This is a genomic window from Streptomyces kryoterrae, from assembly GCF_054072135.1.
This window is the reverse complement of sequence record NZ_CM133358.1, coordinates 529585-550553: the sequence shown is the minus strand read 5'-3', so window position 1 is coordinate 550553 and position 20969 is coordinate 529585. Positions and strand designations below refer to the sequence as shown.

The window sequence follows — 20969 nt, the reverse complement described above, 5'->3', positions numbered from 1 at the left end:
CGTGCGTTGCTGTGCGGGGTCAGCGGCCGGTGGGGGGCGTGAGGACGCGGTCCTCGGTCCAGTCGACGGTCAGTTCCCGGCGGGTGAAGCGCCAGGCTCCTGTCGTACGCCGGTAGGAGTCGCGGTAACGGATGGAGCGCACGCGCAGTCTGGCGGCGTCGGCATCGGCGGCGTACATCTCGTGCGCGAGGCAGTCGGTCTCTCCCGAGGCGCTGTCCCCGGCCAGTTGGACCGTGTGGTTGCCGACGAAGTGCGTGGTGACGACGCACGGCGCCAGCACGGACAGCACGCTCGCCCAGCCGTCCCGCCCGTCGAGGACGAGGGGCGGACAGCTGGTGCCTGCCGGGGGGTTCAGGACCAGTTCGCCGTCCTTGTCGAACAGCGAGGCGAACAGCCTCGGGTTCTGCCGGTCCAGGGCGGACGCGTAGGTGTCGACGAGCCGGCGCAGATCCTGCCTGTCCCGCGCACCGTCCTGCCAGCCGGCGTTCGTTTCCGGTGAGTTGCTCGGATCGGTAGGTGTCACATGTACCGCCAGACGAATGTGGGGGGTGTTTCCGCGTGCCGAGGTCAGCTGCCGATGGTCTGCGAACGGGCTCGGAGCCGCCGGGTGCGCAGGGGGTGGCGCGCGGCCCTGGTGACGGGTCATACGGCTGTACATCCCGTTCTGTGGACCGGGAAGCGGCTTTCTACTGGCACCACCATGAGGCAAACCGTGTCACCCAGCTACCCCCGGATGAGGGGGTCCCGAGTGCGGGCCCGCCACTGCAGATGAAGCTGACGAGCGGTCAATTGCGTTTTGACACCAGGCTCTTGACGTCGAAGGGTGCTTGCAGAACTGTTCTCCTGGCGTCGGGTGAGCAGCCTCTCGGCGCACCAGGAGGGGCATGGAGCTGCCGTGAGGTGAGGAGTCGACCCGGTCGTGTTGCCGGCGGAAGACAGTGCGGAGGCCGCAGCTGCCCGCGCCGCGGTGCTGACGCTGCGCAGGGACAGCGGGATGCCTGTCGCGGGTGCGGCCTGGGTCGTCGGCCCGCAGTTGCTGTGGATCGGTGAGACCAGCGGCGTGAAGTCGCCGTGCCGCCGGGGGTTCTCCGTGCCGGCGGGCGCCGGACTGATCGGACAGGTGCTGACCACGCGTCGGCTCGCGACGGTGAGCGACTGTCCGTCGGCCCAGCAGATCAGCCATGAGTACAACTCCTTCGTCGCGGCGGAGGAGGTGCGGGCGATGGCGGCGGCGCCCGTGATCGTGGGAACCACGGTACGAGCCGCGCTCTTCGTGGGATCGCGTGAAGCCGTACGGCTGGGTGACCGCGTACTGACCGCGGTGACGGATGCCGCCCGCGACCTGGAGCAGTTCCTCGCGACCCACGAGCACACGCACCGGCTCCTCTCGGAGGAGCGGGCCGTGCGGAGTCCTGCCGCGCCTCACGACGCGGCGGCCTTGGAACAGGTGCACGAAGTCCACACCGCGCTGCTCGAGCTGACGGCGACGATCGGCGAGGGCCACCTCAAGGAACGCTTCCACGAGGTGTGTTCCCTGCTGGAGTCGGGCTGCTGCTCCGAGCGGACATCCCCTGGGCCGGCCCCGCGTCTGTCGCCGCGCGAACTGGACGTCCTCGTCGCGGTCGCCGCGGGCTGCACCAACCTGGAGATCTCCGACCGGCTCGACATCGGCCTGGAGACCGTGAAGGGCTACCTGCGCTCGGTGATGCGCAAGCTCGGCACCGGCACCCGGCTCGAAGCCGTCACCGCGGCCAGGAGGTCCGGCCTGCTTCCGTAGCGCCGGGCGCCGTCGGTCCCCTTCCGCGCCGTTCGTCTCAACCTCCGAAGCGCGACGAGCCGAGCGTCACCTGATGACCGACGAGGCTGATCTCGACGCCGTCCTCGGTGGCGCGCGCCGCCTCGAAGCCGACGCCCTCCGGGAGGCCGACCCGCCAGACGTTTCCGGCGCTTTCGACACCGGGCACCGTCAGGGAAAGTTCCGTGCCCTGCGCCAGAAGTGTCCCCGTGGCGTCCAGGGCCGTCCCGCCGACCGTCCCCGAGACCTTGACGCGTGCCGCCTGGCCGTTCGATCGGGGTGCCCGGGAGACCCGCAAGGGGCCGCCGTCGCGCGTGAGCCGGGACAACACGCCGGACAGTTCCTCGTACGAGAGGGTCAGGGTGCCGGTGACGAGGTTCGCTTCGGCACTGCGCGCCGTCAGCGATGTCACCCGCACATCACGCAGGTCCAGGTGGAGACGGTCGACGTGCAGATAGCCGCCCTGGAGGTTGGCCGTGGTGTCGATGGTGAACCGGGTCGCGGTCAGCTGCACATGGCCGAAGTGCTCACCGGCCGCCTGGGTCAGGAAGGGAAAGCCCTCGATCGTCACGCCCACGTGGCCGTCGGTGGTGTTGGCGTAGCCGTACTTCTCCTCCGCGAGCTGTGTGGCCTCCTTGTCGGCGTAGTGCACGGCGGCTCGGTCGGCGACTGTGAACAGCGCGGCGAGCACCACGACCGTGATCAGCAGAACCTTCACCCATCGACGTCTCACGAGTGTCGGACGGCGTCCAGCTCGGCCGACTCCTCGGCGGAGAGCACCAGGTCCACGGCGGCGGCGGAGTCGCGGATCGTCTCCGGGCGGCTGGCGCCGGGGATCGGCACGACCACCCGTGACTTGGCGAGCATCCAGGCCAGGCACACGCGCTGCGGGCTGACGCCGTGAGCCTCGGCGACGCGGGCGAAGGGGGCGTAAGTCGAACCGAGGCCGCCGGCCCGGGAGATACCGCCGAGGGGACTCCAGGGCAGGAAGGCGATGCCCAGCTCGTCGCAGAGCCGCAGTTCCGGCTCGCTGGAGCGGAAGGCCGGAGAGAACTGGTTCTGCACGGCGACGAGACGTCCGCCGAGGATCTCGTTCGCCTGCCGGATCTGGTCCGGGTCGGCGTTGGAGATTCCGGCCATACGGATCTTGCCCTCGTCCAGCAGGTCCCGGACCGCGCCGATCGACTCCTCGTACGGCACCTCGGGGTCGGGACGGTGGAACTGGTACAGCCCGATGGCCTCCACGCCCAGGCGGCGCAGTGAGGCTTCGCACGCCTTCTTGATGTGCGCGGGGGAGCCGTCCAGGGTCCACCTGCCGGCACCGGGACGCAGATGTCCGCCCTTGGTGGCGACCAGGACGTCCGGGCCGCGCTCGTGGGAGGCCAGCGCCTTGGCGATGAGGGATTCGTTGTGACCGACGTCGTCGGCGCCGAGGTGGTAGGCGTCCGCCGTGTCGATCAGGGTCAGGCCCGTGTCGAGCGCGGCGTGGATGGTGGCGAGGGAACGGGCCTCGGCCGGCCGTCCCTCGATCGACATGGGCATCCCGCCCAGACCGAGCGCGCTGACCTCCACGTCACCGATGCGTCGAGTGAGCATGTGTTCGTGACCTCTTCCGGGTGTCGCCAGGTAAGGGTGCGCGGCCCAGCCTTGCTCGCCGACGCGCTGAGGTCCAATAGAGGAATACGAACGCATTCAGCACCCGGGCAGCTGAATCGGGGTGCCGCCGCTGATAAAATGGGGTCACGCTTCGACACCGCCGGGGCCCGTGCCAAGGGGTACGGGCCCCGGCGCGTTGCAGGCGTCAGACCAGGAAGGTTCCTCATGAACGCCAGACCGTCGGGCCCCGGACACTCCCGTACAGGCAAGCCCCAGCAGGCTGCTCTGTCGCAGGGCGAGCTCTCCACGCCGAAGACGGTGGCCCCGGGTCTGCCGCCGGCCGCCTCCTTCGACGCGCTCGGGCTGCCGCCGGAGCTCATGGAGACGTTGACGGGCCTCGGGGTCACGGAGCCCTTCCCGATCCAGGCCACGACCCTGCCCAACGCGCTGGCCGGCCGTGACGTCCTGGGCCGCGCGCGGACCGGCTCCGGCAAGACGCTCGCCTTCGGGCTCGCGCTGCTCGTCCGTACGGCCGGCCGGCGAGCGGAGTCCAAGCGGCCGCTCGCCCTGGTGCTGGTGCCGACCCGGGAACTCGCACAGCAGGTGGGCGACGCGCTGGCACCGTACGCGCGGACACTGAACGTACGACTGGCGACGGTGGTCGGCGGGCTGTCGATCAACCGGCAGCAGGCGGAGCTGCGGACCGGCGCCGAGGTGGTCATCGCGACCCCGGGACGGCTGACCGACCTGGTGTCGCGCCGGGACTGCGTCCTGAACCACGTGCGGATCACGGTGCTGGACGAGGCGGACCAGATGTGCGACCTGGGGTTCCTGCCGCAGGTGTCGGACATCATGGACCAGCTCCCCTCCGAGGGACAGCGGCTGCTGTTCTCGGCGACACTCGACCGCAACGTCGACCAACTGGTACACGACCACCTGCACGACCCGGTGCTCGCCACGGTCGACCGGGTGGCGGGCTCGGTCGCCACGATGGAACACCACGTCCTGAACATCCACGCCGCCGACAAGTACGCGACCGCGACGGAGATCGCCGCACGGGACGGCCGGGTACTGATGTTCCTGGACACCAAGACCGGCGTGGACCAGTTCACCCGTCACCTGCGGGCCAGCGGGGTGCGGGCCGGCGCCCTGCACAGCGGGAAGTCGCAGCCGCAGCGCACGCACACGCTCGGCCAGTTCAAGGACGGTGAGATCACCGTGCTGGTGGCCACCAACGTCGCAGCGCGGGGCATTCACATCGACGCCCTGGACCTCGTCGTCAACGTGGACCCGCCGGCCGACGCCAAGGACTACCTGCACCGTGGCGGGCGCACGGCGCGTGCGGGCGAGTCCGGGAAGGTGGTCACCCTGGTCACCCCCAACCAGCGGCGCGACGTCAACCGGATGATGACCGACGCCGGGATTCGCCCGACGGTCGCACAGGTGCGCTCCGGCGAGGAGAAGCTGACCGCCATCACCGGCGCGAAGCGCCCGCCGACCGAGACGAAGACCACCACCGGCAACGCCCGCTTCCGGGGCATCGGCACCCGCCCGGGCCGCCCCGCCAAGGAGTCCCGCAAAGCCGCCGAGGCCCGCAAGACCGCGGACGCCCGGGCGGCGGCCCGGGTCCGCAAGGGCCGCTGACGCGGAGGCGAGAGGCTCGGCAGACCGGTCCCGACGTGCAGGAACCGCCGGATGCCCGCCTCGGCGACCAGGTAGGTGATGTTGCGGGCCCGAAGGCGCGGCTGCTGCGGGCGATGGTGACGATGCCGGGGAAAGACGTCCGTGTAGGCGTCACCGGCCGCTCTGTCGACGGGGTAGTTGTCCTTCCCGCCCAGCCAGTGGTTCCCGATGCGCGCCGAGTGCGGCACCGACGTGTCGATGTTCTGGTGTTCCGCCGGTCCGGGAGGGGCGGCCCTCCCGGTCATGGGCGGCGTTCCGTCCTTTGGCAGGGGGCGAGGATCGCTGGATCGGGCTGCTGACCGGTCGTCAGAGGGCGAACGACTCGGTCAGGCGCACGCTGTAGCCGTCCTCCTCCATCAGGACGACGGTGACGCCGAAGGGGGAGGGGTGGTCGATCTCGAGCGGGATGAAGGAGTAGTCGACCGCCGCCCGGACCGGCGGGATCAGTTCGCCGTCAGGCTGGGGTTCGGGCGCGGGGAGCCACCGCGGTTCGAGCGTGGCCTGGCCCTCGGCGGCCTGCTCGGTGTAGGGGAAGCGGTGCAGGGTGTGGCCGTCCTTCGTGGCGTGCACCAGGTTCAGGCACGGCGCGGGGTCGGTGACCGGCAACTCGCAGGAGGAAGCGACGTCCTGGGTCTCCCAGGCGAGGACGACCTCGTCGGCACCGGCCGCCGCGGCGATGTTCGACAGCTGGGCGATGCCGGTGAGCGCGTCCTTGCCGGTCTCGACGGGACGCAGCCAGATCAGGCCGACCAGTTCACCGCGGACCAGCGGCATGATGACCGGGCGGGGCACCGCCCCCTCGCCCGGGCCCGCGATGTACGCGTTCTTCATCGATACGGCCAGTGCGTCCCAGGTCTGCGTGTCCACGAACTTCCTCTCACCAACAGCACGTTCACGAATCAGGCGACCCTGTCATGGCAGCCACGCCGACGCCACCTCGTCCGTACGGGACGAGTGGCAGGAGCGGCCGGTCCGTGGCGACTCGCGGAATCCGCTCCAGGACGCCGCCCGCGAACACGTCGTACAACGGCAGCGTCTCCAGGTGCACGTATCCGATGTGGCAGTCGCACACCTCCGACGGACAGGCCCGCGGGCGCAGCGCGGCACGGTAGGAACCGTCGTACAGATTTCCCAGCTCGGCGCGGACGAAATGGCAGCGGCGCACCGCGCCCTCACCGTCCACCGAGAGCACCGACTCACCGGTGCGGCACGGCAGGCCCGCCGAGCGGTGCGGGTGGCGGCTGAACGGGAAGAGCGGGTCCAGCGCACTCCACTCACCGGCCTCCTCGTCCGTGTAGGTGTGCCCTTCGGCCGCGTTCACCCACAGATAGACATGGTCCGGCAGTTCGGCGCGCAGCCGTCGCGCGTGCTCCAGATGGTCCGTTACGCCGACGATGCCGACGCTGAAGCGGATTCCGAGCGCGGACAGCTCGTACGCCTTGGCAAGGAACCGTTCGTAGGGTGTCTGGCCCGGGTGGTAGGTGCACCACAGGGCGACGGTGTCGCGGTCCGCGTCCGCGAGCCAGTCGGTGCGGCAGCTCAGATTGGTCTGGATGGCGACCCGGCGGACGTGCGGCTGGTGCGAGAGTTCCACTAGGGCGCGCCGGTACCAGGAGCGGACCAGTCCCTCGCCCCACGGGGTGAAGAGCACCGAGAGGCCGTCCTCCCGCTGCTCGCACGCCCACGCCGTGAACCGTTCCAGTGCCGCGCGGTCGGTGCGCAGCTGCGCCGTGGTGTCGCGGCGCTTCGCGAACGGGCAGTAGGGGCAGTCGTAGTCGCAGGAGGAGAGCGGCCCTCGGTACAGCAGTGTCAGATCCACCGGACGCCTCTCACTTCGTCTCGTAGGCGGCCATGGCGTCGCGCACGCCCGGTGAGAAGAAGTCGGGGCCGATGGCGTCCGAGTGGGCCAGCCCCTCGGCGGACAGGCGCAGCCGCTCCGCCCGGTCGCCGTCGAGCCAGCCACGGGCGGCGAGGGTGTCCAGCTCGGCGGGGAAGTCGTCGTACGGGTCCGAACCGAACCGCAGCCGGTATTCGGCGACGGGCAGGCCCTCGGCCTGGAGCAGCGACTGCAGCAGATGCCGGCGCCGTGCCTCGTCCTCGTCGACCGGGCGCCCGTGCAGCGCGCGGGAGAAGTCCTCGGTGGCGGTGTAGTCGTCGATGATGCCGCGTATCTCCCGCATCGACACGGCGTAGTCGAAGGAGTAGTGCAGCCGGGAGGTGTACGAGCGGGCGCCGCAGCCCAGGCCGATCATGCCGTCGGTCTGGCAGGCGTAGTCGTCCGGGCCCTGCGGCGGCGCGTCCGAGCGCCGGAACATGCGCATCGACACCTGTTCGTAGCCCTGGGAGAGCAGATGGTCGCGGCCCTCCCGGTAGCGGCGCAGGCGCTGCTCGTCCCACTCCTGGTCGGACGCCGGCGGGTCGGTGTGACGGCCGAGGCCGGTGAGCGGGCGGATGTAGAGGGGGTACAGGTAGATCTCCTCGGGGCGCCAGGCTAGGGCCGCGTCGAGGGAGTAACGCCAACTGGCCGCCGTCTGCCCGTCGATGCCGTAGATCAGGTCGATGTTGAGGACGGGGACGGCGGCCTCGCGGATGCGGGTCAGCGCCGCCTCGACATCGGACCTGCGCTGCGGGCGTACGGCGGCCCGCGCCTCCTCCTCGACGAAGCTCTGCACGCCGAGGCTGAGACGGGTGGCGCCCCGCTCCGCCAGCACGGCCAGCCGGTCGGCCGTGGCCGTGGACGGCGACGCCTCCACGGACAGCGGGACGGCCCGCAGGTCCACGCCCATCTCCCGCTCGGCGATGTCGCACAGCCGCTCCAGCTCGGCGGCCTCCAGAAAGGTCGGAGTGCCGCCGCCGAACGCGGCGTTGACGAACCGCGGGGGCTGTGCGTCGCCCAGGGCCGCACGGACGGCGGCTGCCTGACGCTGAAGGGCGTCCAGGTAGCGGCCCGTCAGACCGTCCGGCGCGCCGATCCGGGTGAACAGGTTGCAGAAGCCGCAGCGGACCTCGCAGAACGGGATGTGCAGGTACAGGGACAGTGCTTGGCGAGACTCCCCGGCCCACAGGTCCGCGAGCCGGGGTCCGGGTGCGAGCGGCCGGTAGGCGGTCTTGTGCGGGTACGCGTACGTATAGCTCTGGTACGGCCGCGGCGGGACGGAGGAGTCCGCCGGGTTGTCCGCCGAGGTGACGGTCGGGCTGCTCATGCGGACGGCTCCAGGAAGAAGTGGCCGTAGGGCACGGTCCAGACGGATTCGTGACCGAGGCGGTGACCGGTGTAACCGTCGTCCCCGTAGGCGGTGCCGTGGTCGGAGCAGACGATGGCGAAGCAGCGGCGACGCGAACTCATCGCCGCGAACAACCGCCCGACATGACGGTCGACGTACTCCAGCGCGGCGGCATGGGTGAGCCGGCTGTCGCCCGCCTCGCGGGTCGCACCGGGGAGGTGGAACCAGTTCGGCTGGTGCAGCGCCGAGGCGTTCAGGAAGAGGAACAGCCGCTGTTCGGGCGGCAGTTCGGACACCGTCTTCTCCGCGCGCGCCACCTGCGCCTCGAAGGAGGTCGGGGAGGCCACGGAGAACTCCGGCTCCCAGTGGCTCTCCTGGAAGAACCCGGGCAGTACGTCGCCCAGGGCGCCCTGCTTGTTGAAGAAGCCGACGCCGCCGACGCACACCGTGCGGTAGCCGTGCGCGGCCAGGCCGGACACGAGGTCCGGGGTGTCGAAGACGTACGTACCCTCCGCTGTCGTCTCGCTGCCCGCGAACCGGGCCGCGAACAGGCGCCGGTGCGGACCCGGAGCCGCCGGTGTGGGCAGGAAGCCCGCGAACATCGCCTGGTGGGAGGCGTAGGTGAAACTCCCGGGCGCGTGCCGCTTCTCCCAGGTGCCGCCCGGCAGGTGCGCGGTCAGGTTGGGCAGCCGTCCGGCGGCGGCGAGTTCGACGGCCACGTCGTGGCGGAGGGTGTCCAGGGTGAGCAGCAGCAGGTCGTCGCGGCCCACCACCTGGTTCATGTCCGGCCCGTCGGCCGGGGCGGGAAGGGGCTCAGACGGTGGCATGGGTGTTCCTCGGCAGCTCGTGCGGTCGTACGGGTGATGCGGGTGGCCTCGGTGTCCCTGGCCGGCGGCCGGGGGAGAAGGAGACGGCCGCGGCGACCTGAGCGGCGTACGTGTCCAGGCCCTCCGCCCCGCTGCCGGGGAGGCCGGTGAGGCGGGGGAGCAGGTCACCGAACGCGTTGACCTCGCCGACGGCGAAGCGGCGCCAGCCGACGGCCGGCAGCAGATCGACACCGACGCACAGGGTGCCGGGGAAGCAGGCAGCGGCCCGCTCACTGGTTTCGAGGGCCGCGGCCCACCGGTCGCCGGCCAGTGCCCGTACGGCCGCCAGGTCGCCGCGGGTCCCGCCCAGGTGCAGATTGGTCAGCGGGGAACGGCTGGTGCGGACCACGGCGTGGGTGGCCCGGCCGCCCACGACCACGACGCGCAGATCCGCCGACCGGCCGCCGAGCGACGCCTTGGGCAGCCACCGCTCGATGTGCAGCCCGTCCGGGGCGAGCGTGTCGACGATCGCGGCGATCTCCCGCTCCTCGGTGTAGCGGCGCACGCGCAGGGAGTTGTGGAGCCGGCCCTCCTCGGTCCGCTCCACGGACGTGGTCGCGCGGATGCGGCCCGACGCGGTCGTCTCGATCGCCAGGACACCGGAGGCGGACGAGCCGTGCGCGAGCTTGACGAAGACGCGCCGCAGGCCCGCCTCCTCCATGAGGCTTCGTACGTCCGCCCAGTCCCGCACCGGTGCCACGCCTCCGGAGGTCGGGGACGGTGGCACCGGCACGCCCGCCCGGACGAGCCGGTCGTGGCACAGGCGTTTGTCGAACATCACGGCCAGATCCACCGGGTCGTCGAGCCGTCGCCCGCCCCGCAGCGAGGCCACGCACTCCAGGAACCGCCCGTACCAGCGCGCGGACCCCTCCACCCGCGTCGGATCGTCCACACCGCGCAACAGGGCGTCCACCTCGGCGCTCTCCCCGGGAGAGTCGAGGCGGACGAGCTCGTCGTCGGCGAAGTCGTGTCCGCCCTCGCGCAGCACCTCACGCCACTCCACCACGCGAGGCGTGCCGTGCCCGACGGCCTCGGTGGCCGCGGCGAAGAGACCCACCCGGCGGTTGTCCCCGTTGGCGACCACCGCCCACCTCGGCGGGGCGCTCCCCGTCTCCGTGTACCGCATGCCGCTCCCCATCCCCCTGTGTGCCTCGGTTGCCTCGTCCGGACGCCGGTGTGCTACTCGCCCACCGAGACGAAACGCCAGACCGTGCCGTCGTCGTCCTCGTCGGAGTCGGCGTCGTCGCGATCGGCGTCGACCTCGACACCGGCGGGCTCCAGCGTCTCCAGCAACCGGGTGCGCATCGCCTCACTGAGGTAGTTGTGGTGCAGGTCGAGCTTCTTCAGATGTGTCAACGGCTGGCCGGTCAGCAGCGCCGTCGCACCGTCGTCGGTGAGCACACCCATCGACACGTCGAGCACCTCCAGACGCGCCACCACCGGCGCGGACGCGAGTGCCGTACAGATCGCGTCCTGGATCTCGCTGTTGCGCAGGGCGAGCCGTGTGAGGCTCGGCAGCCTGGTGCCCGCGAAGAAGGGCTCCAGGTCGGCCACGTCGGCATCGCCGCCGTATTCGGACGTGCCGAGCCACAGGTCGAGTTCGACGAGGGCGGGCAGATCGCTGCCCGCGATGCCGCGCACCACCTCGACCGGCATGCCGCCGGTCTCCACGGTCAGTCTGCGCAGCCGCTCGTGACGGACGGCGGTGAAGACCAGCTCGTTGCCCCCGCGGACTCCGAACTCCTCCAGGCCGGGAAAGGCTTCCAGGAGGGGAGTGACGTCGCCCTGGTTGATCCAGGAGATCTCGCTCTCCTCCATCACGATGTCGGCCAGGAACAGGCCGCGCAGAGCGGGCAGTTGGCCGCGAGCCGCCACCAGAGCGCCGATCACGGCTTCGGGGCCGCTCTCGTACACGTCGCTCCACGCGCCGACGATCAGTGCGCGGACGTGCCGGGTGTCGACGGTCTCCAGGAAGCGGGCGAAGGCCTGCTCCCACTGCTCCTTGGAGTCGTAGGAGTCCACGGCGATGCGCCAGGCGACGGACTCGGGCGACGGAAGGGCGGACACGTCCGCCGACGCGTCACCGGCGTCGGGAAAGGTGAAGGCCGGCAGGCCGTGGAATTCCCCGAGGTGGCTACCGATGGTCATGCGTGCCTGCTCCCTGATGCTGAGACCGGTGGATCGGCTGTCGTGGTGCTGGTCCTGGCGCGCGCCGATCGCATCCAGGTAGAGGAGTTCTACCAAGCCGCACTGACAACGCCGCGAACAGGGGCCTCCCAGACGGCCCAACGGCCCTTCGCCGAGCCGCCGATGACCACCCGCCACACCCTGCCACGGCTGCCTGGCCGGGCCGCGAGGACCGATTGTCAGTGCCCGCCTCTACGGTCGTTCCATGGCACACGGAGTGCCGCATCGGGAGGGAGACCCATGTACCGGCAAGGAGACGTTCTGATCGTGGCGCTGGCCGAGGGCGCCGTCCCGGAGTACGCGGTCGACGCGGCGTCCGAACCGCGTGACGGCCGCGGCAGACTCGTCCTGGCCCTCGGTGAAGTCACCGGACACGCCCATGCGGTGGCCGGCCCGGGCCGCCTGATCCGGGAGGCCGGTGTGTTCGGGCCGATGCTGCTGCACGTACCCGAGGGCGCGCGTGTCGTGCACGAGGAGCACGCGGCGATCTCGCTCCCGAGGGGCTGGTACCGGGTGATCCGGCAGCGGGAGTACGTCCCGGGTTCGGTGCGCGTCGTCGCCGACTGACAGCGCCGGGGCACACGGGGGAAGCGAAGGACCGGGCGGCACGGGGATGCGGGCCGGCACAGCACTGGGGAGAGGAACGGCGTTGAAGGATCAGGGCAGTTGGCGGGCGGCGGCAGCAGCGACGGGACCGGGGGACCGGGTGGCGGCAGAGGACGGCGTCCGGCTCGCCTACCGGCGCGCGGGACTGCCGGTACCCGAGCGCATCCTGTGGGCGCGCTCGCCCCGTGAGGCGGTGCGGATGCTCATGACGGCCACTCACCCGGACGGCTCGGCACTCGGCCCCCTCGGCGCGGGTGTCCGCGACGCCGTGCTGGGCGCGCCCTGGGCTGCCGAACGGGCGTTGCTGCACGCGCGGTTGGGGCCGGAGCGGTGGAGCGGGCACTGGCGGGCCACGGGAGCGAGCCTGTGGGAGTCGACCCGCACCCTGGTCGACCGGGTGCGGGCGGGAATCGTCGAGGAACTCGCCGCCGACCGTCGGCAGGAGGCGCAGGTCCGCCTGCTGCTTCTGGACGCCGCGCTGGGACAGCACGACGCGGCCTGGCTGTGCGCGTTCGAGTCCGGCGACGACAGCCCCCTGGCGGGCCTCGCCGCGGTGGCGCGCGAGGCGGGCTGGTGGTGGCCCTACGAGAAGACGGCGATCGTCAGCGAACGCCCCCTGACCCTGTACCGCGACGAAGCGGGCCGCCTGGACCGCGGCGACGGCCCGGCGCTCGGCTACGCGGACGGGTTCGAGCTGTACGCCTGGCGCGGCATGCCCGTGCCACGGGACTTCCTGGACGAGCTCACCGCGCTGACCCCGGAGCGGATCCGCGCCGAGGAGAACGCCGAACTCCGCCGGGTGATGCTGGAGTACTACGGCTACGACCGGTACCTGGACGAGTCCGGCGCGAAACCCGTCCACCGTGACGAGACAGGGGTGCTGTGGCGGGTCCAACTCGTCGGCGACGAGGACGTGGTCATGGTCGAGGTGGTCAACTCCACCCCGGAACCTGACGGTACGAGCCGCACCTACTGGCTGAGGGTGCCGCCGACGACCCGCACGGCCCGGGAGGGAGTGGCCTGGACGTTCGGCATAGAAGCGGACGTGTACGAGCCGTTGCGGCAGACATGACCCAAATCCCGTGCCCGCAGAGGGCGGCGACCCGCTGGTCCTAGGCCTGTTCCAGTTTCTTGATCTGGGCGGAGACCAGTTCCCCCGGTACCTCGGCGGAGGAGCCGGTGCCGCTCACGGTGGAGAACAGCACGACCGTGGCGCCGCTGCGCACGATCACGAAGGCGTCCGAGGAGTCGTTCCGGGTGTGCAGGTCGAAGGCGACGGCGTCGTCGCCCGCGGCGGGCGCGGTGCCCGCCTTGGCGGTGGTACGGGCGGGTACGCCACCCTCGTAGGCGGTGCACTTCTCGAGTGCGGTGCGCAGGCCGTCGAGGATGCCCTCGGCGGTCGGCTGGTCGTAGGCCATCAGACCGATGGTGGTGGCGGAGCCGGCCGAGGAGCCGGAGGTGGTGTAGGCGAGGAGGCCGAGGAACTGCTTCGGAGCCGGGTCGGGGGAGGCGGTGCGCATGTTCTCCAGCGGCTGGCAGGCCGCAGGCCGGGCGGTGCCGCCGCCGGCGGGCTTCGCGGGGAAGTCGGTGATCTGGAAGCCGTCCACCTCGGTGCCGGACAGCGCGGCGGACTTCAACCGGGCGGCGTCGAGCGGGTCGGCGGGAGCCTCGGACGTCGGCGCGGGCGACGATGCCGATGCGGACGCGGAAACAGACGCGGACACGGACGGTGACGCGGACGGGGAGGTCTTCGCATCGGAGCCGCTGTCGGCGCCCCCGCAGCCGGCCACCAGAATCGCCGTGGACAGTAACGCCGCCAACTTGATCTGTCTGATGGGCACTTGATGACTCCTGAGCTCGATTCCGGTCGAGCGGATCATCATTGCTTCATATGTACCGTCAGTGGGCGTTTTTACCGACACGTGATCCTTGCCCGGGACCCGCGCGGATTTCGGGCGTGGCCCGGTAGCCACGGCACCAGGCCGGCGGCACCGGTGTGTCGGCTGTGCCGGCGCTTGCGTCAGGACACCTGTACCGGTGTGGTCTCCAGGAGATCGGTGGCCATCCGGCGGGCGGGGGCCTCGGTCTGGCGCGCGATGCGGTGGAAGGTCTCCTGGGCCGAGCGGGCCGGCCAGTCGGGGGGCAGATGGCCGGCGGGGAGCCGTGGATCCGCGCGGATGGTGTCCAGCCATTCGCTGATCACGCGCAGCCGGACGCCGATCGGGTCGTCGGAACCTGTGCCTGGCCAGGTGGACCAGCGCCTGTCGAAGTCGGCGTACCGGGCGCCGATGCTGTCCAGGTCCCAGGTGTCACGGATCATCAGGCCGAGGTCGGTGGCGTCGTCGGCCGAGGCATGGAAGATCTTGACGTGGGCGGCGAGGCCGAGCTCGGAGACGAGCGCGGAGGCGTCCACGTCGCCGGGTGCGATCCACAGTCCGCTGTACAGGGCGCCGAAGCCCGACCAGGTGAGCCGGGAGCGCAGATCGTGCCGCTGGCGCTGCCAGGACTCGGGCAGTGAGAAGCCGAGCAGTGTCCAGGTGCCGTCCCAGTCCTCGTTGACGGCCCCGGTCTGCCAGAGGCGTCGTCTGCCGTCCCGGAGGATCTGTTCCGTCTGGGCGGTCAGGCCGAAGTACATCCTGCGCCCCTGGCGCTGGCGCTGCAGCAGCCCTCGGTTGACCATGCGGGTGAGGGTGGACCTGACGGCGTGTTCCCCGACTCCGGCGCGGGCGAGTACATCGATGACGCTGCCCGAGTACACATGTCCGAGTCCCTCCTCCAGGACATAGCTGCCGAACAGGGCGAACATGAGCGACTGGGGGCGCGGCTGCGGTCCGGCGGGGGTTTCCTCCGCGGCCTGGGTGTTCTCGTCGTGCACGTCGGAAAGGGTACGGCCGCCCTGCGGATCCCCGACGTCAGGGGGTACGGGCGAGGTCACGGGGACGTCGGGCCGACGGGGCCACGGATTCTCATGCGGGGCTGCACGGGCGGAACTCCTTTTCGGCTGTGCCTCGTTGATGGTGACCGCGTCTGTCGAAGTTGTCGGGGCCTCTCTTGTCCTGAGTGCTGACATCGCGAACATAGGTGTGTACATTGCGGCCGTCAAGAAAGTGCACAACATTCGGGTCGTAGGTCCGCCCGACCAGCTCCGTCATCTCGGGGCGTTCACCCAATCCAGCGTTGCTTCCGTCAGGAGAGGCCCATGCAAAGGCGCATTTTCGGGCTTGCCGCAGTAGTGATCACGGTCGTCGGCGCGGCCGGATGCGGGTCGTCGGACCCGGCAGACAGTGGTTCGTCGTCCTCGGGCGGCAACAAGACCACGCAGGTCAAGGTCGGCATCATCCCCATCATCGATGTCGCTCCGCTCTATCTGGGCCAGAAGAAAGGCTTCTTCAGCAGCCGGGGCATCGAACTGGAGATGGTGAGCGCCCAGGGCGGCGCGGCGATCATCCCCGGTGTGGTGAGCGATCAGTTCCAGTTCGGGTTCAGCAACACCACGTCGCTGATGATCGCCCAGGTCAAGGGTGTACCGATCAAGTCCGTGGTCAACGGCGCGGCCTCCAACGGCAAGATCGGCGGCGACGTCACCGGTGTGGCCGTCAAGAAGGACAGCGCGATCAAGTCGGCCAAGGACCTCGCCGGGCGCACGGTGGCCGTCAACACCCTGCAGAACATCGGGTCCACCACGGTGCGCGAGTCGGTCCGGCTGGCCGGCGGCGATCCGTCGAAGGTCAAGTTCGTCGAAATGCCGTTCGACCAGATGCCGGCCGCACTGGACGCCGGGCGGGTGGACGCCGCCTGGATGGGCGATCCCGCGATGACGATCGCCAAGGCGCAGGGCGCCCGCGTGGTGGCCTCGCCGTTCGCCGAGACGGACCCGAAGCTCACCGTGGCGACCTACTTCACCTCCACCCAGCTCGTGAAACAGAAGCCGGACCTGGTCAAGAAGTTCGCCGCCGCCATGAGCGAGTCGCTCAAGTACGCCACCGACCACCCGGACGAGGCGCGCCAGATCCTCACCACCTACACCAAGCTCAGCGGCGATGTCCTGACCAAGGTCACGTTGCCCGACTGGCCGGCGGAGGTCGACATGGCCTCGCTGGAGAAGCTCGCCTCCCTCGGTGAGCAGGACGGCCTCTTCGACGGAAAGAAGCCCGACCTGAACGCCCTGTTCTCATGACCCGCACCGCCACCACCGAGGTGGGTGGCTCCGCCGGGACCGGCACCGGTCCCGGCGGAGCTACCGCCCGGCGGCTGCCGGAGCGGGCCGTCGCCCCGCTGCGCGGCCTGGCCGGACTCGCCGGGCTCGTCGTGGTGCTCGAAGTACTGCCGCACACCGGCCTGGTGTCGGCCGACTATCTGCCCCCGGCCTCGGAGACCGTCCGCGCCCTGTGGCACCTGCTCGCCGAACAGACGTTCTGGACCGCGCTCGGCGACACCCTCACCGGCTGGGGCCTGGGCCTGGCCATCTCCGTCGTGGCGGGTGTGGCCGCCGGGCTGGTCATCGGCTCCGTACCCGTACTGCGCGCGGTCACCGCCTCCACCATCGAGTTCCTGCGCCCCATCCCGTCCGTCGCCCTGATCCCCATAGCCGTCCTGCTGTACGGCGCCGACCTCAGATCGAAGCTGCTGCTCGTGGTGTACGCCTCCTTCTGGCAGGTCCTCGTCCAGGTCCTGGCCGGGATCCAGGACGTCGACCCGGTCGCGGACGACACCGCCCGCAGCTATCAGCTCGGCACCTGGGGACGGCTGCGCCACGTCATGTGGCCCACCGCCCTGCCGTACGTGATGACGGGCATACGGCTGGCCGCCACCGTCGCGCTCATCCTCGCCGTCACCGCCGAACTCGTCATCGGCGCACCCGGTCTCGGCCAGGAGATCGCCGTCGCGCAGACGTCCGGAGCCGTGCCGCAGGTCTACGCCCTGGTCCTGGTCACCGGGCTGCTCGGCGTCGCCGTCAACCTGGTCGCGCGAGCGGTCGAGCGACGGGCGCTGCACTGGCACCAGTCCGTACGCACAGAGGTGGCCGTATGAGCGTCCTCAGCGTCCTGCGGCGCGCCCTGCTCCTCCTGGGCCTGCCCGCCGTCCTCTTCGCCGTGTGGTGGTACGCCACCGCCGACAGCACCGACTTCTACGTCCCGCCGCTGTCCGCCATCCTGGAGGCCTTCGGGAAGGTCTGGACGTGGGAGCGGCTGCTGTCCGACGTCGTACCGAGCCTCCTGCGCCTCGCGACCGGCTATCTCCTCGCCGTGGTGATCGGAGTGGGGCTCGGCCTGCTGGTCGGTTTGCGGCGGGTCGTGCGGGACGTCCTGGAACCGGTCCTGGAACTCTTCCGGGCCATCCCGCCGCCCGTCCTCGTACCGGTGATCATGCTGTTCGCGGGCATCGGCGACACCATGAAGGTGATCGTCATCGTGAGCGGCTGCGTGTGGCCGATCCTGCTCAACACCGTGGAAGGCGTCCGCGCCGTGGACGAGGTGCTCAGCGACACCTGCCGGTCCTACGGCATCACCGGTACCGCACGCCTGCGGCATCTGGTGCTGCGCGCGGCGAGCCCGCAGATCGTCACGGGCATGCGCCAGGCCCTGTCGATCGGCATCATCCTCATGGTCATCAGCGAGATGTTCGCCGCCAGCAACGGCCTGGGCTTCACGATCGTGCAGTTCCAGCGCTCCTTCGCCATCCCTGAGATGTGGAGCGGCGTCCTGCTCCTCGGCATCCTCGGCTTCCTTCTCTCCCTGCTCTTCCGGTTCGCCGAGAACCGGGTCCTGGCCTGGTACCACGGCCTGCGCCGCGCCCAGCGCAACCCCTGAAACGGAGCCGTCGATGCTCGACGTACGCAACCTGCAGAAGATCTACACCGGACGGAACCGCAACGTCGAAGCCCTGCGGAACCTGACGTTCCACATCGACGCCGGTGAACTCGTCTGCCTGGTCGGGCCGTCGGGCTGCGGCAAGACGACGCTGCTGAAGTGCATGGCGGGACTGCTCGCCCCCACCGACGGCGAAGTACTCCTGGACGGACGCCCGGTCGTAGGACCCCCGCCCGGGATGGCGGTCGTCTTCCAGGAGTACGGCCGCTCCCTGTTCGCCTGGATGAACGTCCGCGACAACGTCGCCCTGCCCCTGCGCCGCAAGAAGCTCGGCAAGGCGCGGACACGGGAGCTGGTGGACCACGCACTCGAGGTCGTGGGCCTGGCCGACGCCCACCAGGCCTACCCCTGGCAGCTGTCGGGCGGTATGCAGCAGCGCGTCGCCATCGCCCGCGCCGTCGCCTTCGAACCGAAGGTGCTGCTGATGGACGAGCCCTTCGCGGCGGTCGACGCCCAGACGCGTGCCGAACTCGAGGATCTGATCCGGCACTTGTGGCAGGAGTTGGGGGTCACCGTCCTGTTCGTCACCCACGACATCGACGAGGCCGTCTACCTCGGCCAGCGCACCGTCATCCTGTCCAAGTCGCCGACCATCGTGCAGGAGGACCTCACCATCGACCTCCCCGACGAACGCGACCAGTTGCACACCCGCTCCAGCCCCCGCTTCGCCGAACTGCGCGCCCACGTCTACGAACAGATCCAACGGGCGAAACACCAGAGCGGCGACACGGTGACCCCGGTCGCGGACCGGACACCCGGGCCCGCGCTGCAGAAGACCGAACACTGAGCGGCCTCTTGGGGGAGCGGGACATGGAGCAGCCGACCGGGATCGAGGAGATCGAGGAACGGGTCGCTCTGGTCGACGAGGCCGTCCGGCCCATCGCGGAGCACCCGGTGGACATCACCGATCCCGACTGGGCCGAGAGGATGCGGCAGGGGCCCGCCCCACTGGACGAGGCTGGTGTGCGGGTGGAGGCCGAGGCGGCTCTGCGTGCCCTGATCGCGCTGTACGCACAGGGCGACGAGGCGCTTCGCGCGTCCGTGCGCGCGCTCTTCTCCCGCTACACCTCCTTCCGTTGGGCCACCCACCTGCCCGTCGAACCGACACCCGAAGGCTTCCGGCGGCGCCTGCTGCACATGTCCGCCGTCGACCAGGGCTCCGACACCCGTGACGAACTGCTCTCGCTGCGCGATCTGTGCGCGGACGCGCGGACGGCGGGGATCGACCTCGGACCGGTCCTACGTGAGGTGGCGGAACTGTCCAGCCCGGAGGACAAGTACGGGATGGGGTCCATGCGCGACATCCTGCTGGGCGTGGCCCGGCTCTGACCGTGCGAAGCCTCGGCTCTACCCCACCGGCAGTGCGACCGGCTGACCGGTCCGCAGCGATTCGTGGGCGGCCGGCACGATCCGCAAGGTGCGCAGGCCCGCCTCGCCGTCGGTGGACGGCCGCCGTCTCGTGCGTACGGCGTCGGGGAACTCGTCGAGCGTGGCGGCGTCCAGATCCGCCCCGCCCACCTCCCAACGGCCGCGCCCGGTGCCGGAGTCGAAGCCGCCGAGCAGTGGGGGGAAGGCGTCGAACCCCACGATCGCCCTCTCGGCGACGCAGGTCAGGGGGAGCCCGGCCCAGGTCGGGTGGTCCGGCGGATGACTCCAACCGGCGTCCACGACGGCTACCAGCCCGCCGGGATACCGGATGCTGACAAGCCCCGCGGTCTCGACGGCCGGTTCGGGGCCGCCGTCGTCGAGGACGCTGTTCGCCCGCGCGTACACCTCCGCCGCCTGCTCGCCCTCGAGCAGCGCGTCCACGAGGTCGGCCGGACGGACGGCGTGATCGGCCGGCGCTCCGCCGCCCGCCAGTTCCGGGTCGGCGAACCAGGGCTGCGAACGGGCGGGGCTCTAGCCGTTGCCGGCTCCGTGGACGCTGATCAGCCCGCCGGGGGTGACGGCGGGTCCGCGCGGGGCGATGATCGGGTCGCGGTCGCGGTCGCGGTCGGCCGCTCGCCCGCCGACCAGGTTTCCGACGAACGCGGGTGTGGTTCTCTACCGCCGGCGGCGCCCCGGCCATGTGTGGCTCTCCCGGCGCCGACCGCCCGTATGACGCGCCGGTTCCCTCGCCCGCGAACGGTTACGAGACGCGGCTCCGGTCGCGGCCGGTCGCGGATCGTCATCCTGGACACCGGTTCGGCGCCGTCCCCGCGGCCTCCGACGCGCACAACCCCCTTGGCCACGCCTCAGAACATCGCCCGGATGATCCCCACGGTGCGCGCCAGATGCGGTTCGGAGCGGTCGGCGCGGTGGGCGACGGCCAGCTCGATGCGGGCGTCGGCCCCGGCCAGCGGCAGATAGACGACGCCGTCGAGGGCCAGGGCGGTCACCGGTTCGGGCACGACCGCGACGCCGAGGCCGCCCGCCACGAGCGTGACCAGCGTCGAGGTCTCGCCCACCTCGTGGCGGATGTGCGGCTCGACCCCGGCGTCGCGCAGGAGGCCCAGTACGACGTCGTACATCACCGACCGGCGGTCGGCGGAGTGCACGATCAGGTCGGCACCGGCGAGGTCCGCGACACGCAGCCGTGACCGGCGGGCGAGCGGGTGGTCGACCGGTACGGCGACCACGAGCCGGTCCCGGCGCAGCGTGTGCACGGTGAGGGAGAGGTCGGCCGCCGCAGGGCGAAGCAGCGCGACGTCGATCGCTCCGGCGCGCAGCGCCTCGACCTGGTCGGGTGCGAGCATCTCGCCCCGGAAGGAGAACTCGACGCCGGGAAGCTCCTCCGCGAGCCGCCGCGAGAGCCTGGGCAGAAGGCTGTACGTCGCCGAGCCCACGCACCCGATCGCGAGGTGGCCCACCGAGCCGGCGGCGACGAGCCGTGCGTGCTGGGCGGCCTCCTCGACGCCGGCGAGGATCGCGCGCGCCCGATCGAGGTAGGCCCGGCCGGCCTCGGTGAGGTCGACGCGGCGTGTGGTGCGGTGGAGCAGCTCGACGCCGAGCTCGCCCTCCAGCTGGCGGATCTGCTGGGAGAGCGGCGGCTGGGCCATGTGCAGCCGCTCGGCGGCGCGACCGAAGTGACGCTCCTCGGCGACCGCCACGAAGTACCGGAGATGACGCAGATCCATATCTCACCCATATCAATCGGCTTGGA

The 20969-nt window shown here is 71.0% G+C and carries 22 protein-coding genes and 1 pseudogene; 9 read left to right on the top strand and 14 right to left on the bottom strand.

The genetic code is table 11. The features are described 5' to 3' along the window. Positions 1 to 19 precede the first annotated feature (19 nt). A complete protein-coding gene (locus ACW4TU_RS01955) occupies positions 20 to 523 on the bottom strand; it encodes a nuclear transport factor 2 family protein (protein WP_457423953.1) in 504 nt (167 codons plus the stop codon). A gap of 396 nt (positions 524 to 919) precedes the next feature. Here ACW4TU_RS01955 and ACW4TU_RS01950 point away from each other — a divergent pair, with 396 nt between their 5' ends. Then, complete coding sequence (locus ACW4TU_RS01950) at positions 920 to 1777, top strand: helix-turn-helix transcriptional regulator (protein ID WP_457423951.1); 858 nt, start codon at positions 920 to 922, stop codon at positions 1775 to 1777. Between the two features lie 37 nt (positions 1778 to 1814). On the opposite strand, the gene ACW4TU_RS01945 is transcribed toward ACW4TU_RS01950, so the two are convergent. Both ACW4TU_RS01945 and ACW4TU_RS01940 read right to left on the bottom strand, forming a co-directional pair. Next, positions 1815 to 2513 (bottom strand): LmeA family phospholipid-binding protein, encoded by a 699-nt coding sequence (locus tag ACW4TU_RS01945; RefSeq protein WP_457423949.1) that lies wholly within the window; start codon positions 2511 to 2513, stop codon positions 1815 to 1817. Between the two features lie 11 nt (positions 2514 to 2524). Next, complete coding sequence (locus tag ACW4TU_RS01940; RefSeq protein ID WP_457423947.1) at positions 2525 to 3391, bottom strand: aldo/keto reductase; 867 nt, start codon at positions 3389 to 3391, stop codon at positions 2525 to 2527. 225 nt (positions 3392 to 3616) lie between these two features. Here ACW4TU_RS01940 and ACW4TU_RS01935 point away from each other — a divergent pair, with 225 nt between their 5' ends. Beyond that, positions 3617 to 5035, top strand: coding sequence for a DEAD/DEAH box helicase (locus ACW4TU_RS01935; RefSeq protein ID WP_457423945.1), 1419 nt, complete (start codon positions 3617 to 3619; stop codon positions 5033 to 5035). Between the two features lie 74 nt (positions 5036 to 5109). Here ACW4TU_RS01935 and ACW4TU_RS01930 read toward each other — a convergent pair. The 7 genes and pseudogenes from ACW4TU_RS01930 to ACW4TU_RS01900 all read right to left on the bottom strand — a co-directional run. Then, positions 5110 to 5319: pseudogene (locus tag ACW4TU_RS01930) on the bottom strand (SAM-dependent methyltransferase); the annotation flags it as partial. A gap of 61 nt (positions 5320 to 5380) precedes the next feature. Then, the gene (locus tag ACW4TU_RS01925) at positions 5381 to 5941 is read right to left on the bottom strand and encodes a hypothetical protein (protein ID WP_457423943.1); all 561 of its coding nucleotides are present in this window, start codon (positions 5939 to 5941) and stop codon (positions 5381 to 5383) included. A 25-nt stretch (positions 5942 to 5966) separates the two neighbouring features. Continuing rightward, positions 5967 to 6893: an STM4011 family radical SAM protein gene (locus ACW4TU_RS01920; protein ID WP_457423941.1), complete on the bottom strand. Its 927-nt coding sequence runs from the start codon at positions 6891 to 6893 to the stop codon at positions 5967 to 5969. Positions 6894 to 6903: 10 nt separating this feature from the next. Next, on the bottom strand, positions 6904 to 8277 hold the full coding sequence (locus ACW4TU_RS01915) for an STM4012 family radical SAM protein (RefSeq protein WP_457423939.1): 1374 nt from the start codon (positions 8275 to 8277) through the stop codon (positions 6904 to 6906). After that, positions 8274 to 9080, bottom strand: coding sequence for an STM4013/SEN3800 family hydrolase (locus ACW4TU_RS01910; RefSeq protein WP_457430655.1), 807 nt, complete (start codon positions 9078 to 9080; stop codon positions 8274 to 8276). Before ACW4TU_RS01910 ends, ACW4TU_RS01915 begins: the two co-directional genes overlap by 4 nt. Positions 9081 to 9111: 31 nt before the next feature. After that, positions 9112 to 10290 (bottom strand): STM4014 family protein, encoded by a 1179-nt coding sequence (locus ACW4TU_RS01905; RefSeq protein WP_457423937.1) that lies wholly within the window; start codon positions 10288 to 10290, stop codon positions 9112 to 9114. 53 nt (positions 10291 to 10343) lie between these two features. Next, a complete protein-coding gene (locus ACW4TU_RS01900) occupies positions 10344 to 11312 on the bottom strand; it encodes an STM4015 family protein (protein ID WP_457423935.1) in 969 nt (322 codons plus the stop codon). 279 nt (positions 11313 to 11591) lie between these two features. Here ACW4TU_RS01900 and ACW4TU_RS01895 point away from each other — a divergent pair, with 279 nt between their 5' ends. Together ACW4TU_RS01895 and ACW4TU_RS01890 are read left to right on the top strand one after the other, a co-directional pair. Further along, the gene (locus ACW4TU_RS01895; protein ID WP_457423933.1) at positions 11592 to 11918 is read left to right on the top strand and encodes a hypothetical protein; all 327 of its coding nucleotides are present in this window, start codon (positions 11592 to 11594) and stop codon (positions 11916 to 11918) included. Between the two features lie 46 nt (positions 11919 to 11964). Then, positions 11965 to 13029 (top strand): DUF6745 domain-containing protein, encoded by a 1065-nt coding sequence (locus ACW4TU_RS01890; RefSeq protein ID WP_457423931.1) that lies wholly within the window; start codon positions 11965 to 11967, stop codon positions 13027 to 13029. Positions 13030 to 13069: 40 nt separating this feature from the next. Here the strand turns inward: ACW4TU_RS01890 and ACW4TU_RS01885 are convergent, their stop codons facing one another. Then, positions 13070 to 13798, bottom strand: a complete 729-nt coding sequence (locus ACW4TU_RS01885; RefSeq protein ID WP_457423929.1) for a hypothetical protein — start codon at positions 13796 to 13798, stop codon at positions 13070 to 13072. Between the two features lie 179 nt (positions 13799 to 13977). Further along, a complete protein-coding gene (locus ACW4TU_RS01880) occupies positions 13978 to 14763 on the bottom strand; it encodes a PaaX family transcriptional regulator (protein WP_457430653.1) in 786 nt (261 codons plus the stop codon). A gap of 393 nt (positions 14764 to 15156) precedes the next feature. Here ACW4TU_RS01880 and ACW4TU_RS01875 point away from each other — a divergent pair, with 393 nt between their 5' ends. Genes ACW4TU_RS01875 through ACW4TU_RS01855 form a run of 5 tightly spaced genes read left to right on the top strand, consistent with a single transcriptional unit; the run spans position 15157 to position 19156 of the window. After that, positions 15157 to 16134: an ABC transporter substrate-binding protein gene (locus tag ACW4TU_RS01875; protein ID WP_457423927.1), complete on the top strand. Its 978-nt coding sequence runs from the start codon at positions 15157 to 15159 to the stop codon at positions 16132 to 16134. After that, positions 16131 to 16988 (top strand): ABC transporter permease, encoded by an 858-nt coding sequence (locus tag ACW4TU_RS01870; RefSeq protein WP_457423925.1) that lies wholly within the window; start codon positions 16131 to 16133, stop codon positions 16986 to 16988. The genes ACW4TU_RS01875 and ACW4TU_RS01870 overlap by 4 nt, the downstream gene beginning before the upstream one ends. Further along, positions 16985 to 17767 carry an ABC transporter permease gene (locus tag ACW4TU_RS01865; RefSeq protein WP_457423923.1) on the top strand — a complete coding sequence of 261 codons (783 nt, stop codon included), beginning with the start codon at positions 16985 to 16987 and terminating at the stop codon, positions 17765 to 17767. Before ACW4TU_RS01870 ends, ACW4TU_RS01865 begins: the two co-directional genes overlap by 4 nt. A 13-nt stretch (positions 17768 to 17780) precedes the next feature. Further along, positions 17781 to 18614, top strand: a complete 834-nt coding sequence (locus ACW4TU_RS01860) for an ABC transporter ATP-binding protein (RefSeq protein ID WP_457423921.1) — start codon at positions 17781 to 17783, stop codon at positions 18612 to 18614. 23 nt (positions 18615 to 18637) lie between these two features. After that, positions 18638 to 19156, top strand: a complete 519-nt coding sequence (locus ACW4TU_RS01855; protein WP_457423919.1) for a hypothetical protein — start codon at positions 18638 to 18640, stop codon at positions 19154 to 19156. Positions 19157 to 19174: 18 nt separating this feature from the next. On the opposite strand, the gene ACW4TU_RS01850 is transcribed toward ACW4TU_RS01855, so the two are convergent. Together ACW4TU_RS01850 and ACW4TU_RS01845 are read right to left on the bottom strand one after the other, a co-directional pair. Continuing rightward, positions 19175 to 19687: a Gfo/Idh/MocA family protein gene (locus ACW4TU_RS01850; RefSeq protein WP_457430651.1), complete on the bottom strand. Its 513-nt coding sequence runs from the start codon at positions 19685 to 19687 to the stop codon at positions 19175 to 19177. A 374-nt stretch (positions 19688 to 20061) separates the two neighbouring features. After that, positions 20062 to 20943 carry a LysR substrate-binding domain-containing protein gene (locus ACW4TU_RS01845; protein ID WP_457423917.1) on the bottom strand — a complete coding sequence of 294 codons (882 nt, stop codon included), beginning with the start codon at positions 20941 to 20943 and terminating at the stop codon, positions 20062 to 20064. Positions 20944 to 20969 lie beyond the last annotated feature (26 nt).

Bases quoted from the DNA above. Each gene is read 5' to 3' on its own strand.
- ACW4TU_RS01940 (WP_457423947.1), bottom strand. From the start codon at position 3,391: ATGCTCACTCGACGCATCGGTGACGTGGAGGTCAGCGCGCTCGGTCTG.
- ACW4TU_RS01935 (WP_457423945.1), top strand. From the start codon at position 3,617: ATGAACGCCAGACCGTCGGGCCCCGGACACTCCCGTACAGGCAAGCCC.
- ACW4TU_RS01915 (WP_457423939.1), bottom strand. From the start codon at position 8,277: ATGAGCAGCCCGACCGTCACCTCGGCGGACAACCCGGCGGACTCCTCC.
- ACW4TU_RS01910 (WP_457430655.1), bottom strand. From the start codon at position 9,080: ATGAACCAGGTGGTGGGCCGCGACGACCTGCTGCTGCTCACCCTGGAC.
- ACW4TU_RS01905 (WP_457423937.1), bottom strand. From the start codon at position 10,290: ATGCGGTACACGGAGACGGGGAGCGCCCCGCCGAGGTGGGCGGTGGTC.
- ACW4TU_RS01900 (WP_457423935.1), bottom strand. From the start codon at position 11,312: ATGACCATCGGTAGCCACCTCGGGGAATTCCACGGCCTGCCGGCCTTC.
- ACW4TU_RS01895 (WP_457423933.1), top strand. From the start codon at position 11,592: ATGTACCGGCAAGGAGACGTTCTGATCGTGGCGCTGGCCGAGGGCGCC.
- ACW4TU_RS01890 (WP_457423931.1), top strand. From the start codon at position 11,965: ATGCGGGCCGGCACAGCACTGGGGAGAGGAACGGCGTTGAAGGATCAG.
- ACW4TU_RS01880 (WP_457430653.1), bottom strand. From the start codon at position 14,763: ATGTTCGCCCTGTTCGGCAGCTATGTCCTGGAGGAGGGACTCGGACAT.
- ACW4TU_RS01875 (WP_457423927.1), top strand. From the start codon at position 15,157: ATGCAAAGGCGCATTTTCGGGCTTGCCGCAGTAGTGATCACGGTCGTC.
- ACW4TU_RS01870 (WP_457423925.1), top strand. From the start codon at position 16,131: ATGACCCGCACCGCCACCACCGAGGTGGGTGGCTCCGCCGGGACCGGC.
- ACW4TU_RS01865 (WP_457423923.1), top strand. From the start codon at position 16,985: ATGAGCGTCCTCAGCGTCCTGCGGCGCGCCCTGCTCCTCCTGGGCCTG.
- ACW4TU_RS01860 (WP_457423921.1), top strand. From the start codon at position 17,781: ATGCTCGACGTACGCAACCTGCAGAAGATCTACACCGGACGGAACCGC.
- ACW4TU_RS01855 (WP_457423919.1), top strand. From the start codon at position 18,638: ATGGAGCAGCCGACCGGGATCGAGGAGATCGAGGAACGGGTCGCTCTG.
- ACW4TU_RS01845 (WP_457423917.1), bottom strand. From the start codon at position 20,943: ATGGATCTGCGTCATCTCCGGTACTTCGTGGCGGTCGCCGAGGAGCGT.